The 15,903-nt window shown below is 35.6% G+C and carries 19 protein-coding genes, 1 tRNA gene and 1 other annotated feature; all 20 genes read left to right on the plus strand.

Annotation, left to right across the window (positions count from 1 at the left end):
• The first annotated feature begins 47 nt into the window (after positions 1 to 47).
• Entirely contained in the window at positions 48 to 416 is a 369-nt protein-coding gene (locus tag JUD45_RS04730; RefSeq protein ID WP_053791775.1) for a MerR family transcriptional regulator, read from the plus strand.
• Between the two features lie 36 nt (positions 417 to 452).
• Positions 453 to 1,796, plus strand: a complete 1,344-nt coding sequence (gene glnA, locus JUD45_RS04735) for a type I glutamate--ammonia ligase (protein WP_203619777.1) — start codon at positions 453 to 455, stop codon at positions 1,794 to 1,796.
• A 92-nt stretch (positions 1,797 to 1,888) separates the two neighbouring features.
• A complete protein-coding gene (locus JUD45_RS04740) occupies positions 1,889 to 2,401 on the plus strand; it encodes a hypothetical protein (protein WP_187155374.1) in 513 nt (170 codons plus the stop codon).
• A 75-nt stretch (positions 2,402 to 2,476) separates the two neighbouring features.
• Positions 2,477 to 2,550: transfer RNA gene (locus JUD45_RS04745), tRNA-Arg, on the plus strand.
• Between the two features lie 98 nt (positions 2,551 to 2,648).
• Positions 2,649 to 2,725, plus strand: a sequence feature (ribosomal protein L21 leader region).
• An 18-nt stretch (positions 2,726 to 2,743) separates the two neighbouring features.
• Positions 2,744 to 3,052 carry a 50S ribosomal protein L21 gene (gene rplU, locus JUD45_RS04750; protein ID WP_034531057.1) on the plus strand — a complete coding sequence of 103 codons (309 nt, stop codon included), beginning with the start codon at positions 2,744 to 2,746 and terminating at the stop codon, positions 3,050 to 3,052.
• Between the two features lie 14 nt (positions 3,053 to 3,066).
• On the plus strand, positions 3,067 to 3,411 hold the full coding sequence (locus JUD45_RS04755) for a ribosomal-processing cysteine protease Prp (protein ID WP_203619778.1): 345 nt from the start codon (positions 3,067 to 3,069) through the stop codon (positions 3,409 to 3,411).
• Positions 3,412 to 3,432: 21 nt separating this feature from the next.
• The gene (rpmA, locus tag JUD45_RS04760) at positions 3,433 to 3,729 is read left to right on the plus strand and encodes a 50S ribosomal protein L27 (protein ID WP_034531059.1); all 297 of its coding nucleotides are present in this window, start codon (positions 3,433 to 3,435) and stop codon (positions 3,727 to 3,729) included.
• A 172-nt stretch (positions 3,730 to 3,901) separates the two neighbouring features.
• Positions 3,902 to 4,465 (plus strand): elongation factor P, encoded by a 564-nt coding sequence (gene efp / locus JUD45_RS04765; RefSeq protein ID WP_034531060.1) that lies wholly within the window; start codon positions 3,902 to 3,904, stop codon positions 4,463 to 4,465.
• A gap of 45 nt (positions 4,466 to 4,510) precedes the next feature.
• Positions 4,511 to 4,948, plus strand: coding sequence for an Asp23/Gls24 family envelope stress response protein (locus JUD45_RS04770; RefSeq protein ID WP_034531061.1), 438 nt, complete (start codon positions 4,511 to 4,513; stop codon positions 4,946 to 4,948).
• Complete coding sequence (gene nusB / locus JUD45_RS04775) at positions 4,948 to 5,349, plus strand: transcription antitermination factor NusB (protein WP_034531062.1); 402 nt, start codon at positions 4,948 to 4,950, stop codon at positions 5,347 to 5,349. Before JUD45_RS04770 ends, nusB begins: the two co-directional genes overlap by 1 nt.
• 100 nt (positions 5,350 to 5,449) lie before the next feature.
• The gene (locus JUD45_RS04780) at positions 5,450 to 6,307 is read left to right on the plus strand and encodes a bifunctional 5,10-methylenetetrahydrofolate dehydrogenase/5,10-methenyltetrahydrofolate cyclohydrolase (protein WP_203619779.1); all 858 of its coding nucleotides are present in this window, start codon (positions 5,450 to 5,452) and stop codon (positions 6,305 to 6,307) included.
• Entirely contained in the window at positions 6,300 to 7,640 is a 1,341-nt protein-coding gene (xseA, locus tag JUD45_RS04785) for an exodeoxyribonuclease VII large subunit (RefSeq protein ID WP_187155377.1), read from the plus strand. The genes JUD45_RS04780 and xseA overlap by 8 nt, the downstream gene beginning before the upstream one ends.
• On the plus strand, positions 7,640 to 7,870 hold the full coding sequence (locus tag JUD45_RS04790; RefSeq protein WP_034531065.1) for an exodeoxyribonuclease VII small subunit: 231 nt from the start codon (positions 7,640 to 7,642) through the stop codon (positions 7,868 to 7,870). Before xseA ends, JUD45_RS04790 begins: the two co-directional genes overlap by 1 nt.
• On the plus strand, positions 7,870 to 8,763 hold the full coding sequence (locus tag JUD45_RS04795) for a polyprenyl synthetase family protein (protein ID WP_187155378.1): 894 nt from the start codon (positions 7,870 to 7,872) through the stop codon (positions 8,761 to 8,763). Before JUD45_RS04790 ends, JUD45_RS04795 begins: the two co-directional genes overlap by 1 nt.
• A gap of 11 nt (positions 8,764 to 8,774) precedes the next feature.
• Complete coding sequence (locus JUD45_RS04800; protein ID WP_034531067.1) at positions 8,775 to 9,581, plus strand: TlyA family RNA methyltransferase; 807 nt, start codon at positions 8,775 to 8,777, stop codon at positions 9,579 to 9,581.
• 18 nt (positions 9,582 to 9,599) lie between these two features.
• Entirely contained in the window at positions 9,600 to 11,291 is a 1,692-nt protein-coding gene (gene recN, locus JUD45_RS04805; protein WP_138726891.1) for a DNA repair protein RecN, read from the plus strand.
• A 63-nt stretch (positions 11,292 to 11,354) separates the two neighbouring features.
• On the plus strand, positions 11,355 to 11,972 hold the full coding sequence (gmk, locus tag JUD45_RS04810; RefSeq protein WP_034531069.1) for a guanylate kinase: 618 nt from the start codon (positions 11,355 to 11,357) through the stop codon (positions 11,970 to 11,972).
• Positions 11,972 to 12,175, plus strand: a complete 204-nt coding sequence (gene rpoZ, locus JUD45_RS04815) for a DNA-directed RNA polymerase subunit omega (RefSeq protein ID WP_041152297.1) — start codon at positions 11,972 to 11,974, stop codon at positions 12,173 to 12,175. The genes gmk and rpoZ overlap by 1 nt, the downstream gene beginning before the upstream one ends.
• Positions 12,176 to 12,272: 97 nt before the next feature.
• Entirely contained in the window at positions 12,273 to 13,463 is a 1,191-nt protein-coding gene (gene coaBC / locus JUD45_RS04820) for a bifunctional phosphopantothenoylcysteine decarboxylase/phosphopantothenate--cysteine ligase CoaBC (RefSeq protein WP_138726890.1), read from the plus strand.
• Positions 13,464 to 13,481: 18 nt separating this feature from the next.
• Complete coding sequence (priA, locus tag JUD45_RS04825) at positions 13,482 to 15,896, plus strand: primosomal protein N' (RefSeq protein ID WP_203619780.1); 2,415 nt, start codon at positions 13,482 to 13,484, stop codon at positions 15,894 to 15,896.
• Positions 15,897 to 15,903 lie beyond the last annotated feature (7 nt).

The raw sequence follows: 15,903 nt of genomic DNA on the forward strand, positions 1-15,903 counted from the left end.
CATATTAAAATATAATGTTATTATAATGTTGTTAGAAGGAGTTAGATATGAAAGAAAAGGATTTAAGACGTTCGCTTTCAGTACTTCCAATCGGAACTGTTATGAAGTTAACTAGCTTGACCGCAAGACAAATTAGATATTACGAAGAACAGGGTTTGGTCTCACCTGAAAGAAATGATGGTAACCGCCGTATGTATTCTTTGAATGATATCGATGTGATTTTAGAAATCAAAGATTATTTAGACGAAGGTTTAAATATTGCTAAGATTCAAGAAATCTACAAGAAGCGTAAAGAAGATAACAAGAATAACGATACGAAGGAATTAACTGATCAAGAAGCACGTAAAATTTTATCTGATGAACTTTTGAACATCGGTGGATTAAATTCACATGATGCTGCAAATAATTCTTTTTAACTAATTTAATGTTGAATACGTTAGGAGTAGGTGTATATGGCTACAAAGCATGATTATTCAAAAGACGACATTCGTCGTATTGTTAAAGAAGAGGACGTAAAATTCTTACGTTTAATGTTTACTGATGTTTTAGGAACTTTAAAGAATGTTGAAGTTCCTATCAGTCAATTAGATGATTTATTAAATGACAAGATTATGTTTGATGGATCATCAATCGAAGGATTCGTAAGAATCGAAGAAAGTGACATGTATTTACATCCTGATTTATCAACTTGGATGATTTTTCCATGGAGTTCAGAACGCGGTAAGATTGCTCGAGTTATTTGTGAAGTTTACAAGACTGATGGAACATCATTTGAAGGTGACCCAAGAAATAACTTAATCCGTGTTCTAAAGGACATGAAGGATGCTGGATTTACATCATTTAACATTGGACCTGAACCTGAATTCTTCCTATTCAAGATGGACGAAGATGGTAAACCAACTGTTAAATTAAATGACGAAGGTAGCTACTTTGATATGGCACCACTTGATTTAGGTGGTAACTGTCGTCGTGAAATCGTTCTAACTTTGGAAGAAATGGGCTTTGACGTTGAAGCAGCTCACCATGAAGTTGCTCCTGGCCAACATGAAATTGATTTCGAATATGCAGATGCTCTAAACGCTGCAGACAATATTCAAACATTTAAATTAGTTGTTAAAACAATCGCAAGAAAATACGGACTATACGCTACATTTATGCCAAAACCACTAAGTGGTATTAATGGTTCAGGAATGCATTTAAACATGTCATTATTTGACGAAACAGGTGATGTATTCTACGACGAAAATGGTGAATTGAAGTTATCAGAAACTGCTTACCATTTCTTAGGTGGTTTAATCAAACATGCTAAGAGTTACACTGCAATTTGTAACCCATTAGTAAATTCATACAAACGTCTTGTTCCTGGATATGAAGCACCGGTTTACGTTGCTTGGTCTGGTTCAAACAGATCTCCACTTATCCGAGTACCAAATGCTCGTGGACAAGCTACACGTCTTGAATTAAGAAGTGCTGATGCTTCAGCAAACCCATACCTAGCAATTGCTTCTGTTCTAGAAGCTGGTCTAGATGGTTTGAAAAACGGTATCGTACCTCCTAAGAGTGTTGACCGTAACATCTACAGAATGGATGCTCAAGAAAGAAAAGAAAACGAAATTGTTAACTTACCAGATGACTTACTAGATGCTCTAGAAGAATTATCTGCTGATGAAACAATGAAACATGCATTAGGTTCAAAGATCTTCAACAGTTACTTAGCCGCTAAGCATTTAGAATACGATGCTTATCGTGCTCAAGTTTCTGATTGGGAACGTAACCAATACATGGAAAAATACTAATAAACCTTAGAAGAAGAGTCGGCTTATTGCCGGCTCTTTTTTATTTTTCAAACGTTTGTCATAATGATAAAATAGATTGTGAGGTGTTTAGATTGCTAAAATTTGACGAAATGATTCAACAAGCTGTTGCCAAGTTCAATAACATGGGGCAAAAGCAACAATTGCTCTTAAACGGCAATAATAAGCAACAAAAGCTATTTATCCAATTGGATTTATCTTTGGCTAAATTAGCAGAGGATTCAAAGCGTTTCTCTGTATACAAAAAAGATCAAGAAAATATTGATGTAAAAAACTATAAGGAAATGATTACTAAAGACGTTGCCAACGTAATGAAGCATTACTTGTTGTTTGCTAGCGTTCATAACTGGTTAGATGTAATCGTTATTGATGAAGAAGATTATAACAAAATCACAAGCATTGATGCCGATCGTGACTTTAATCAAGTATATTTATCAATTAAACGAATGATGTTTAACGGTTTTTATAATCATTCTAAAAAAGATTTCCAATTTTCCTGGAAAATGTTCCTAAAATTTGGTATAGTAGACCTTGGCGTTGATGATAAATCATTGTCAGCTCAATTTAGTGAAATTAATTCATTATAAAATTTTTAATTGATTTAAAAATGATATTGACACCATGTCGATTATTCGATATAATGTTTTTTGTTGAGTTTTGATGTCGCGATAGCTCAGCTGGATAGAGCAACGGTCTTCTAAACCGTAGGTCGAGAGTTCGAATCTCTCTCGCGACATTTGAATAAATTGTTGAAGCATATCACTTATGATATGCTTTTTTTCTTGACTAAATTATTCAAAATATGTATACTTACTTTGTTGTATTTGTGGACTTTCACAGCTACAACCGCACGGACTGAGTATTAAGTCTTCTTATTGAAGCGCTTATGTTCGGCGAGTCTAAGCATATTATTCAAGGAGGTGCACATTATGTACGCAATTATCGTAACAGGCGGAAAGCAATACAAAGTTGCTGAAGGTGAAGCAATCTACGTTGAAAAGCTAAACGCAAACGAAGGTGAAAAGGTTACTTTTGATCAAGTAGTTTTCGTTGGTGGTGACTCAGCTAAGGTTGGTACTCCACTTGTAGACGGTGCTTCAGTTGAAGGTACTGTTGAAAAGCAAGGCCGTGGTAAGAAGATTACTATTCTTCGTTACAAGCCTAAGAAGGGTTCTCGTTCTAAGAAGGGTCATAGACAACCATACACTAAGGTTATGATTGACTCAATCAAGGCTTAATTAGAGGATTAAAAATGATATTAGCAAATATTATTCATGATAAGCAAAGTGATCGAATTACTAGTTTTAGTTTATCCGGTCATGCTGATTCAGGTGAGTATGGTAAGGACATTGTATGTGCTGCGGTTTCTGTTTTATCCATTTCTACTGTAAATGGGTTGACCGAAGTTGCTAACCTAGAACCTAAAGTTGTCAGTGATGACATCGAAGGTGGTTTTATGGAAGTTACAGTTCCTAAAGCTAATTCTTCCGAAGATGAAATTGCCGCTCAAGCAATTTTATCAACATTCCAAAACGGAATGCGGGATATTTCTCAAAGTTATGCTGATTATATTAAATTAGATATTACAATAGATTAAATTGTACGGAGGTGTAATCCAATGTTAGAAATGAATTTACAATTCTTCTCTCACCATAAAGGGGGAGGTTCAACAGCCAACGGTCGTGACTCTGCAGGTCGTCGTCTAGGTACAAAGGCTGCTGATGGATCAAAAGTTACTACTGGTTCAATCATTTACCGTCAACGTGGTACTCACATTTACCCAGGTAAAAACGTTAAGCGTGCCGGTGATGATACTTTATTTGCTTTAGTTGATGGTGTTGTACGTTTCGAACGTATGGGCCGCAGCAAGCGCCAAGTTTCAGTATACCCAGTATCTGAAGCAGTTGCTAAGTAATTAGTGAATAATGTAGAAAAAGCCTGATTTATTTTCAGGCTTTTTTTATTACCAAAGACTTATTTAAATAAAGCTAACATGATACAATGGTAGTAACGATTACGATTGCAATCGATGCACTAACATTGCTATCATATAAAACATATTAGTAATACTAGGAGGAGTTTTAATCATGGCAACAATTTCAACTGCCCAATTTAAAACAGGATTAACTATTGAAGTAGATAACGCAATTTGGCGTATCATCAACTTCCAACACGTAAAGCCAGGTAAGGGTGGTGCGTTCGTACGTACTAAACTTAAGAACCTAAGAACAGGTGCTGTTCAAGACAAGACTTTCCGTGCCGGTGCTAAGATGGAACAAGCACAAATTGACACTAGAAACATGCAATACCTATACGAAGATGGTGCAGGTTACGTATTCATGGATATGGATTCATACGAACAAATTACTGTACCTGGTGACAAGATCAAGGATGCTTTAAATTACTTACAAGAAAACATGGACGTAAGTATCGTTCAATACGAAAACGAAGTTATCGGTATCGAAGTACCAAACACTGTTACTCTAGAAGTTGCAGAAACTGAACCAAGTATCAAAGGTAACACTGCTTCAGGTGGAAGCAAGCCAGCTACTATGACTACTGGTTTAATTGTACAAGTACCATTCTTTGTTAACGCTGGTGACAAGCTAGTTATTAACACCAATGATGCAACATACATCTCAAGAGCTTAATTAATAAATAATTGATGCTTTTATTTTGATTGGAGGGTAATTTTTATGGCAGAACAAACAAATATTTCCTTACCAAAGGCTAGTTCAAAGTTTGGGGATATTCAAATCTCACCAAACGTATTGGAAGTAATCGCAAGTATTGCCTCTGTCCAAGTAAAGGGCGTAAAGCGCATGCGTGGATCATTGGCAACAAGTGTTAATGAACTATTCGGTCGTAAAGAAATGGGTAAGGGCATTAGACTTAATTTTAAAGATGAAAAATTAATCGTTGATGTTTACGTATATCTAAATTACGGGGTTTCTGTTCCTAAAGTTGCTCTAGAAATTCAAGAACAAGTAAAACAACAACTTCTATTTATGACTGAACTTGATTTAGGTGAAGTTAATGTTCATGTAGAAGGTGTCGTTCATGAAAAACAAGATAAAAGAGCTAATTCAAAAAGTTTATTAAACGGCAATAGTAGCGATAAGGGTGAAAAATAGTGGAATTTACTAGACATAAAATAAGAGAGTATGCATTTCAAACATTGTTTGCTATCAATGCAAATGATACAACCGATAAAGAACTATTTTTTCATGCTATCTCAAGAACCGATGAAGAAACAGAAATTCCATCATACTACAACACTTTAGTAGATGGAGTTATCGAAAATAAGGATAGCTTAGACGATAGTATAATCTCATATCTTGTTTCCGGTTGGTCCATTAACAGAATTGCTAAGACTGATCTTGCAATTCTAAGACTTGCGTTTTTTGAAATTAAATACGTTGACGATGTGCCTACAAAGGTAGCAATCAATGAAGCGTTGGAATTAACAAAGAAATACAGTGATGATCACTCAAGAAAATTTGTTAATGGAGTTTTATCAAACACAATTGCTTAAGAAAAATGATTCGCGTAAAAGCGAGTCTTTTTTTATTACATAAACATTTTTTTATATGCTAAAATAAAAGAGAATTAAATAATCCTTTGGAGGTTTTACGATGAGCAATATTATTGATGGAAGATCTTTAGCAAAGAAAGTTAATCAAGAGACTGCAGATATGGTCTCAGAATTAAACGAACAAGGTAAGAACCCTTGTCTAGCTGTGATTATCGTCGGGGATGATCAAGCTAGCCACCGCTATGTGAGAAGCAAGCATAAGAAAGCTCAACAATTAGGAATTAAGTCAATCGTTAAGGCTCTTCCTGCAGAAACCACTGAAGACGAATTATTGAACATATTGAACGACTATAATCATGACGATGACATTGATGCAATTTTGATTCAATCACCACTACCAAAACACATCAACGAAAAATACGTTATGAGTCAAATTAACTCAGATAAAGACGTGGATGGATTCCAAGTGATTAATTCTGGTAAGTTATTCTTAAACGAACAAAGTAATTATCCTGTGGCATGTACACCAAAGGGTGTTATGACTATGTTTGAAGAATATGGTATTGATTTAAAAGGTAAAAAAGCAGTTGTAATTGGTAGAAGTACCATCGTCGGTAGACCAATGGCAGCTTTATTAATCAATGCTGGTGCAGAAGTAACAGTGTTAAATCATTATGCAAATATTAAAGAATACACATTAGACGCCGATATTATCGTATCTGCTACTGGTAAGGTTAATACAGTAACAGAAAGTGATGTAAAAGATGGCGTAGTTGTAATTGACGTTGGTCAAAACGTGAATGATGAAGGTAAATTAGTTGGAGACGTTGATTATGATGGTATTGCTAAGAAAGCCTCATACATAACTCCTGTACCAGGTGGTGTTGGTCCAATGACCATCGCTACATTGATGAGACAAACCGTAGAACTATCAAAGTGGAGTGATATTAATGGGTAATGATTACCTAAGTGTTAGCGATTTAACAAGCTATATTAAGAAAAAATTTGATCGCGATCCCTATCTAGATAAGGTTTATTTAACTGGTGAAATTTCTAACTTTAGATTGAGACCGGCACATCAATACTTTAGCTTGAAGGATGATAACGCCAAGATTAGCGCTATTATGTTTAAATCCGCTTTCGATAAGGTTAAGTTTAAACCCGAAGAAGGAATGAAAGTATTAGTTACTGGTAGAATTTCAGTCTATGAAGCAACCGGTAACTACCAAATTTATATTGATCACATGGAACCAGATGGTGTTGGTGCCTTGTATCAAGCTTATGAACAATTAAAGAAAAAACTATCTGCTGAAGGATTATTCAATGCTCCTAAAAAAACTTTGGAAAAGTATCCAAAGAGAATTGCTGTAGTTACTTCACCTAGTGGAGCTGTTATTAGAGATATTATTACAACCACTAGAAGAAGATATCCAATTGCTCAAATCGTTTTATATCCTGCCGTAGTGCAAGGCGATGCAGCTGCTGCTGACATTGTTCGTCAAATTAACCGTGTTAATGAACGCGGTGATTTTGACACATTAATTATCGGACGTGGTGGAGGTTCGATTGAAGACCTTTGGCCATTTAACGAAGAAATCGTTGCCAGAGCCATCTTTGATAGTAAGATTCCAGTGATCTCTTCAGTTGGACACGAAACCGACACAACAATTGCTGATTTAGTTGCGGATATAAGAGCAGCTACACCAACTGCCGCTGCCGAACTAGCGGTACCAGTATTGACTGATGTCATGACTGATATTAAAAATGACCAAGTACGAATTTTTAATGCTTTTAGAAACAAGTTAAATCAATTACAACAACGTTTAGCAAAAATTCAACAATCATACATTTTCAATCAACCTGAACGTTTGTATGATTCATACGTCCAAAAGATTGATATGCTAAACGAAAGATTGATGAACGCTCTAAAGGAAACAATTAACCATTCCGATAGAAAGTTAAATGATTTAGTATATAATCTAAAAATCAATTCACCAAAGAACTTAATTAAAGAACAACAACAAGTTTTACAAGTACAAGATAATCAATTAAAGAGAAACATTATGTTGTTGATTCAAAATAAGCAAAATCAACTAACACAAAGAGTTGACGCTTTAGATCATCTAAGCCCGTTAAAGGTTATGTCTCGTGGATTTAGTTTTACAACTAACAGTGAGGGCAAGGTCGTAAAGAAAATTGATGACATTAAGAAAAACGATGATATTGAACTAAAATTAATTGATGGATATGCGAAAGCAACTGTTAATGAAGTCAAAAAGGAGAGTAAATAATGGCTGAAAAAGCAAGTTTTGAAGATAACATGAACAAACTAGAACAAATCGTTTCCGAATTAGAACAAGGTGACATTCCTTTGGAAAAGGCACTAAGTGAATTCCAAAAAGGTGTTAAGCTAAGTGGTGAACTACAAAGTACTTTGAAGAATGCTGAAAAAACATTGGCTAAAGAAATGACAGATGATGATTCTGAAGTTGCATTCGAAAAAGAAAGTGAAGATAAGTAATGAGTCAATCTGTAGTTTTATCTGATTTTATTGATGAATACAAACCACAAATTGAAAGCCAACTAGCTAATCAAGTTAAAAAAGATGTCAGTAATGATCAACTTGCTGAATCAATGAGCTATTCATTGATGGCTGGTGGAAAAAGATTAAGACCACTAATGAGCATCGCAACCTTAAAGACGTTAAATCATGAAGTGACAGACGATGATTTAAAGGCGATTAGTGCACTTGAATTACTACACACTTATTCATTAATCCATGATGATTTACCAGCTATGGATGATGACGATTTAAGACGTGGTAAGAAGACTAATCATGTTATTTATGGTGCCGGTTTAGCCACATTAGCAGGTGACGGATTATTAACCTTGGCCTTTCAATGGTTAACCGATAATGACCTAGATGATCATAAGAAGTCTCAATTAGTTTATTATCTATCTAAATTTGCTGGCCCATCAGGGATGGTTGCCGGTCAATCCATGGATATTTTGAATGAAAATAAACAGCTTTCTTTGGATGAAATTAAGAAGTTACACGAAGGAAAAACTGGTGCATTAATTAGATATGCAATGATTGCTGGTGGTATCTTGTCCAATGCTAGTCGTGACGTGATTGATAAGTTAGATCAATTTGGTGCCGACTATGGTTTGGCCTTTCAAATTTATGACGACATTTTAGATGTTGTTTCCAGTCAAGAAGAACTAGGAAAACCAGTACACCAAGATGGCGTTAAAAACACTTATACTAATCATTTGGGATTAGATAAGGCATATTCTTACTTAGAAGACACAATTAGTCATAGCCGCCAAATTTTAGACGAATTAAAAGACGAAAATGATGTCGATACAGAATTGTTATCATCATTTTTAGATTATTTTAAAATAGAAAAATAGGAGTAGTTCGCATGAAAAAAGAAAGAGTAGACGTGCTACTTGTTCAACAGGGTATTTTTGATACAAGAGAAAAAGCCAAGAGAGCCGTAATGGCCGGCGAAGTTTTAGGTAAAAACGAAGAACGTTTGGATAAACCAGGTGTTAAGATTCCTGAAGACACAAAGTTGCATTTAAAAGGAAAACCAATGCCATACGTTAGTCGAGGCGGTCTAAAGCTTGAAAAAGCCTTGAAGGTATTTAATCTTGATGTTAAAGATAAGACTGTTTTAGATATCGGTTCATCCACTGGTGGATTTACTGATGTGATGTTACAAAATGGTGCTAAAAAAAGTTACGCTTTGGATGTTGGTAGTAACCAACTAGTATGGAAGTTGCGTGAAGATCCAAGAGTTGTTGTGATGGAACACACTAACTTTAGATACTCAAAGCTAGATGATTTTACAGAAGGTCAACCAGAATTTGCTTCAATTGACGTTTCTTTCATTTCACTTCACTTGATTTTGCCACCACTAAAAGATATTCTTGTAAAAAATGGCCATGTTGCGGCGTTAATTAAGCCACAATTTGAAGCCGGAAGAGATAAGATCGGTAAGCATGGTATTGTCAGAGACCACGCCGTTCATGCCGAAGTTTTAGAAGACATTATAAAATTTGCCGTTAGCGCTGGTTACTCAGTTGAAGGATTAGACTTCTCACCAATCAAGGGTGGCGAAGGAAATATTGAATTCTTAGTAGACTTAAAGTCTGTTGATAATCCTTCAATTAATCCAGATATTTCGATTGAAGATACTATCAAACGAGCTGACGAACTAAAGTAATGAAAGGGAGTCTTTTGATTGCTTGAAAACCTATCAATTAGCGATTTTGCGATTATCGACCATTTAGAAATTGATTTTTCCAATGGAATGACTGTTCTAACCGGTGAAACTGGTGCTGGTAAGTCAATTATTATCGATGCCGTTGGACTATTAGCCGGTGGTAGAGGTTCACAAAACTTTATCAGAACTGGTAGTAATAAGTTATTAATTCAAGGTTTATTTGTGTTCCCAGAAGATGGTCTAACATACAAAGTGTTGGATGACATGGGAATCGATCATAGTGATAACAGCGTCATTTTACAAAGAGAAATCTATAGAAATGGCCGCAATATTTGTCGTGTCAATGGGATGCTTGTTAATACCACAATGCTAAAGAAAATTGGTGAGACAATCGTTGATATTCATGGTCAAAATGAACATCAAGAATTAATGCAACCAGAAAGACACGTTCATTTACTTGATGAATTTGGTCACAAACAAATTGGGGATACTTTAGCTAAGTATCAAAAAACTTTTGATCATTACCAACAATTAAAAGCATCAATTAAAGAAAAACGTGGTAATGAAAAAGAATGGTCACAACGACTTGATATGCTGGAATTTCAGGAGAATGAAATTAGTAATGCGCATCTAGAAGTTGGCGAAGAAGAAGAACTAGTCAGTCAAAGAGACCACTTGCTTAACTATCAAAAAATTGTTGACGCCTTAAATATGAGTTTTAGTGCTATTAATGGTGATGAAACGTTTAATCCTTTAGATGTAATTGGTGAAGCCAAGAATTCAATGGAATCAATTGAAGAAGTTGACCCTCAATTTAGAGAAATTTCTGATAACATCAAAAATGCTTTTTACTTACTACAAGATGCTTCTGACAACATTTCTGATCAAATGGACTTACAAGAATTTGACCAAGGTCGTTTAGAAGAAATCGAAGAAAGACTGAATGTCATCTACGGTTTAAAACGTAAGTATGGTGATTCAATTGAACAAATCCTAAAGCATTACGATAATGTTGTGAAGGAACTTTCAACCATGCAAGCTGACCAAACTACTGGTGAAGATTTAAACGAACAATATGAATCAACCGTAAACAAGTTGAGTGATTTAGCTGATGAATTGAACACAGAGCGTCACGCTGTCGCAACCAAGCTTGAGGAAGCAGTGCATGATCAACTATCTGATTTATACATGGCTAAGACCGAGTTCAAGGTTAACTTCGAAAAGTTACCAATCGGTGAATTTCATAGATACGGAACAGAACGTGTTGAATTCTATATGAGAACCAACCCAGGTGAAGCAATGTTGCCATTATCAAAGATTGCTTCCGGTGGGGAACTATCTAGAATTATGTTGGCGCTAAAGACATTATTCACTAATATGCAGGGTGTTACTTCAATCATCTTCGATGAAGTAGATACTGGTGTTTCCGGTAGAGTTGCTCAAGCAATCGCCGAAAAAATCAGTAAGATTGCGCAAAAATCTCAGGTTCTATGTATTACGCATTTACCACAGGTTGCTGCAATGTCTGATCATCATTACTTTATTGAAAAGAAGATTGATAAGAATCGTACCAAGACAAGTATCATCAAGTTATCAGTTCAAAAACGTGTTGATGAACTTGCTAGAATGTTATCTGGTACAACGGTCACTGATTTAACACTTCAACACGCTAACGAATTATTAAAGTTAGCTGATGAAACCAAAAAATAAATTTGAAAAAATCAGTAAAATAGGCCATAATGGTAGTATTATAAAATTTTGAGGGGTTTTAAAATGGCAAAAAGAGGAATGCTAATTGTTCTTTCAGGACCTTCTGGTGTTGGTAAAGGTACTGTTAGAAAAGCATTGTTTAACGAACCAGACGTTGATTTCAAGTACTCAATTTCAATGACTACTAGAAGTCCTCGTGAAGGTGAAGTAAACGGTAAAGACTATTTCTTTGTTAGTAAAGAAGAATTCGAAGACCATATCAAAAATGGTGAAATGCTAGAATATGCAAAGTACGTTGACAATTACTATGGAACTCCATTGAACTATGTTAATAAGACTTTGGATGAAGGTCATGACGTATTCTTAGAAATCGAAGTTAATGGTGCAATGCAGGTTAGAGCTAATTGCCCAGAAGCAGTATTTGTATTTCTAACCCCACCTGATTTAGTTGTACTAAAGAATCGTTTAATTGGTCGTGGAACTGATGACATGGACGTTATCGATAAGCGTATCAAGACAGCCGTTTCTGAAATCAAGATGATGAGAAACTATGACTATGCTGTATTAAACGACAAAGTTGAAAATGCTGTAGATAGAATTAAGACTATCGTTAACAGCGAAAGACTAAAAGTTAACCGCGTAATGCCGGATTATCTATCAATGTTAGGAGAAGAAGACTAATGCTATTATATCCATCTGTTGACAAACTACTTGAAAGAGTTGATTCAAGATACTCATTAATCATGCTAGCAAGTAAGAGAGCTCATGATATTGATGCTGGATCACCATTATTATTAGACTCATACAAATCTAGAAAATCTGTTGGTAAGGCTTTCGAAGAAATCGTTGCCGGCAAGGTTGAACTAACTAGAGATAACAAATAATAAATAAATTAACCCTTTGCAGCAATGCAAGGGTTTTTATTTTGATTTTTTGATACAATATAGGTAATAAGTTCTTAAGATATGGGAGGTTTGATTAGTGAATAATAAAAAAATAGCACTATATGTTACCGGTAGTATTGCCGCATATAAGTCATTAACCTTAGCGCGATTATTAGTTAAAAATGGAAACGATGTCAGAGTCGTTATGAGCGGTGGTGCACAACAATTCGTTACACCATTAGCTTTTCAAACATTGACTAAAAACTTTGTTTTCACTGATACTTTTGACGAAAAGGATGCTAATGAAATCACCCATATAGATATTGCAACATGGGCTGATATTTCAATCGTTGCACCAGCTACAGCAAACACAATTGCCAAGTTGGCTAATGGGATTGGTGACGAAGCAGTTACTACGACACTGCTTGCAACACCTTCTACAAAAGTGATTGTTCCAGCCATGAACAACAACATGTGGGATAATCCTGCAACACAAAGAAATATTCAACAAATCGAGGCGGATGGTTGTAAAATCATCTATCCAACTTCAGGATTCTTAGCCGAAGGATACGAAGCTAAGGGTAGAATGATTGAACCTGAAGAGATTATTGAAAGATTAGAATTGATGGTTGAACAAAATACTCGATTAGCGGGCAAGAAGATGATTGTCACAGCTGGTGGAACTAGAGAAGCCATTGATCCGGTTAGATACATTAGTAATAATTCATCAGGTAAGATGGGATATGCAATTGCTAGAGCTGCCATGAATGCCGGAGCTGCCGTGACTTTAATTTCATCTTCAGAAACTCAACATATCAACGGCAACGTTAATGTTATTAATGTTAGTTCAGCTAGTGAAATGAAGAGTGCGATTGAAGACAACTTTGAGGATGCTGATGTTTTAGTAATGGCTGCTGCTGTTTCTGACTACACACCGGCAAAATATTCAGAGCAAAAAATCAAGAAAAATGGTGATGAATTAGACATCCATTTGGTAAAAACACCTGATATTTTAAAGGAATTATCAAAGATAAAGGATGATCAATTTGTCGTCGGTTTTGCTGCAGAAACCCAAAACCTATTGGATAACGCTAAGCAAAAATTAACCAAGAAAAAGTTAGATTTATTGTTAGCTAATGACGTTAGTGACAAGGCAATTGGATTTAACAGCGATAATAACCAAGTTTCATTTATTGATGAGACCGGAGTATTTAAGAAAAGCGATGTAGAAAGTAAGGATAAAATTGCTAATGAATTAATTGATATCATTAGCGAAAGAATCGATTAAATTAAAGGGGGAGTTAGATTGAATTTAGCAAAAGTAATTGTTGATGTGCCAACAATGCAAACTAACGAACCATATACTTACTTAGTACCATATGAGTTAACAGATAAACTTCAAAAAGGGATGCGTGTCATTGTTCCGTTTGGAAATGGTGGCCGTAAAATTCAGGGAATCGTTTGGGATATCGATGATAATGGAACCTTTGACGGTGAATTAAAGGAAATTTCAGGACTATTGGATTTGGATCCTGTTTTGAATAATGAATTACTAGACATGTCCAAATGGATGGCAGAAAAGACCTATTCCTTTCAAATTAGTTGTATTTTAACAATGCTTCCAAGTGTAATGAGAGCGAAGTATCAAAAACAATTAGTATTAAATGATTCAAGTGAAATCGACGACGATATTTTAGCCATTTTTGGTGATGATAATGTCGTTGATTTTGACGTGGATGAATACCCAGCTAGTGTCTTAAAGAAGATTATTCAATATCGTAAAGAAAATAAACTTTCTGTTGAATACAAGGTTTCTGATGGTGCCAAGGCTAAAAAGATATATGCGATCAAACCGAACTTAACAAATGAGCAAGCAAAAGAAGAATTAACTAAGGTCCGTAAAAACTCAAAGAACCTAATTAAAATTCTAGATTTTATCGTTAATCATAATGATAAAGAGATTGCGCAACGCAAATTAGTTCATGATTTTGATATTCCTGAAGCTGCTATTAAAAGTGCGGTGGACAAGGGATGGTTTACTAGGTTCTTACAAGAGGAATACCGTAATCCATACCAAGGTCAAGTTGGCACAAACAAACCATTACAGTTAAACGACAATCAAAAAAGTGCCGTTGATAGAATTAGTACGGCAACTAAGCGTGACCAGGATACTGTCTTCTTACTAGAGGGTGTTACCGGTTCTGGAAAGACTGAAGTATACCTTCAATCAATCCAAAAAGCGCTTGAATTAGGCAAGACCGCTTTAATGCTAGTCCCTGAAATATCGTTAACCCCACAGATGGTAAAAAGGGTTAAGGGTCGATTTGGTAATCGAGTAGCAATGTTACATAGTGGTTTATCGAATGGTGAAAAATATGATGAATGGCGCAGAGTTAATAATGGTGAAGCTGATGTGGTCGTTGGAGCGCGTTCTGCTATCTTTGCTCCATTAGATAATATCGGTATCATCATCATGGATGAAGAACACGAAGCTAGTTATAAGCAAGATGATTCTCCTCGCTACCATACAAGAGATGTTGCGAAGTGGCGAGCAAGTTTTCACAACTGTCCGTTAGTTTTAGGTAGTGCTACTCCTTCGTTGGAATCAAGAGCAAGAGCTACTAAGGGTGTTTACCAACTCATCAAACTTCCACACAGAATCAATAACCAAGCCTTACCAGAGGTTAGGGTTATCGATATGAAGGAAGAAGTTAAGAATAGTGGTCAGGAAGATTTTTCATCTGAATTACTATCTGCAATTAACAATCGTTTACAAAAACACGAACAGATTGTGTTGATGTTAAACCGCAGAGGATATTCCTCGTTTGTCATGTGTCGTAGTTGTGGTTTCGTATTGCACTGTCCAAACTGTGATATCTCACTTACTTTGCACATGGATTCTAGAACGATGAAGTGTCACTACTGTGGTCACGAAGAACCAATTCCTAACAAGTGTAAAAATTGTGGTAGTAAAAAAATCAGATATTACGGTACTGGAACTCAAAAGGTCCAAGAAAAGCTTCAGTCATTGGTACCAAACGCTCGCATCTTAAGAATGGACGTTGATACCACGAGAAGAAAAGGTTCACACGAACGAATTTTACAAAAGTTTGGTAACGGTGAAGCCGATATCTTACTTGGAACTCAAATGATTGCGAAGGGATTGGACTTTCCTAACGTTACACTTGTTGGTGTTTTGAATGCTGATACCTCCCTTGATTTACCTGATTTCCGTTCTAGTGAAAGAACATTTAACCTATTAACTCAGGTTAGTGGACGTGCTGGTCGAGCAGAGAAAAAAGGATTGGTTTACATTCAAACCTTTAATCCTGATCACTATGCGATTAGACTAGCGCAAAGACAGGACTATGAATTGTTCTATCGTAAGGAAATGAATGTTAGACATCAAACTAACTATCCACCTTATTATTTCACTGTTAAGATATCAGCATCTGATGTCAACGAAGCTAAGGCAGCTGCTAAGATGTACGAAATTGCTAAGATTTTAAAGGCGAAGCTAAGTGACCAAGCAATTATGTTAGGGCCATCACCTAGTTCAATCTTAAAATTAAAGAATAAGTACTACTATCAAATTATTATTAAGTATAAAAATGAACCAAATATGAAACCATGTTTGGAATATATATTGAATCATTATCAAAAGGACGCTCAAAAGGGACTATACGTAAACATAGACCCTGATCCTTTGAACTTTATGTAAGGATGTA

Source organism: Apilactobacillus nanyangensis (genome assembly GCF_016861915.1).
In the GTDB taxonomy this organism is placed as follows: Bacteria; Bacillota; Bacilli; order Lactobacillales; family Lactobacillaceae; genus Apilactobacillus; species Apilactobacillus nanyangensis.

Coding starts and splice junctions, on each gene's coding strand:
- rpmA (WP_034531059.1), top strand. CDS start 3,433: ATGTTAGAAATGAATTTACAATTCTTCTCTCACCATAAAGGGGGAGGT.
- glnA (WP_203619777.1), top strand. CDS start 453: ATGGCTACAAAGCATGATTATTCAAAAGACGACATTCGTCGTATTGTT.
- rpoZ (WP_041152297.1), top strand. CDS start 11,972: ATGCTATTATATCCATCTGTTGACAAACTACTTGAAAGAGTTGATTCA.
- JUD45_RS04800 (WP_034531067.1), top strand. CDS start 8,775: ATGAAAAAAGAAAGAGTAGACGTGCTACTTGTTCAACAGGGTATTTTT.
- xseA (WP_187155377.1), top strand. CDS start 6,300: ATGGGTAATGATTACCTAAGTGTTAGCGATTTAACAAGCTATATTAAG.
- rplU (WP_034531057.1), top strand. CDS start 2,744: ATGTACGCAATTATCGTAACAGGCGGAAAGCAATACAAAGTTGCTGAA.
- gmk (WP_034531069.1), top strand. CDS start 11,355: ATGGCAAAAAGAGGAATGCTAATTGTTCTTTCAGGACCTTCTGGTGTT.
- JUD45_RS04795 (WP_187155378.1), top strand. CDS start 7,870: ATGAGTCAATCTGTAGTTTTATCTGATTTTATTGATGAATACAAACCA.
- JUD45_RS04730 (WP_053791775.1), top strand. CDS start 48: ATGAAAGAAAAGGATTTAAGACGTTCGCTTTCAGTACTTCCAATCGGA.
- efp (WP_034531060.1), top strand. CDS start 3,902: ATGGCAACAATTTCAACTGCCCAATTTAAAACAGGATTAACTATTGAA.
- JUD45_RS04770 (WP_034531061.1), top strand. CDS start 4,511: ATGGCAGAACAAACAAATATTTCCTTACCAAAGGCTAGTTCAAAGTTT.
- JUD45_RS04790 (WP_034531065.1), top strand. CDS start 7,640: ATGGCTGAAAAAGCAAGTTTTGAAGATAACATGAACAAACTAGAACAA.
- JUD45_RS04755 (WP_203619778.1), top strand. CDS start 3,067: ATGATATTAGCAAATATTATTCATGATAAGCAAAGTGATCGAATTACT.
- JUD45_RS04780 (WP_203619779.1), top strand. CDS start 5,450: ATGAGCAATATTATTGATGGAAGATCTTTAGCAAAGAAAGTTAATCAA.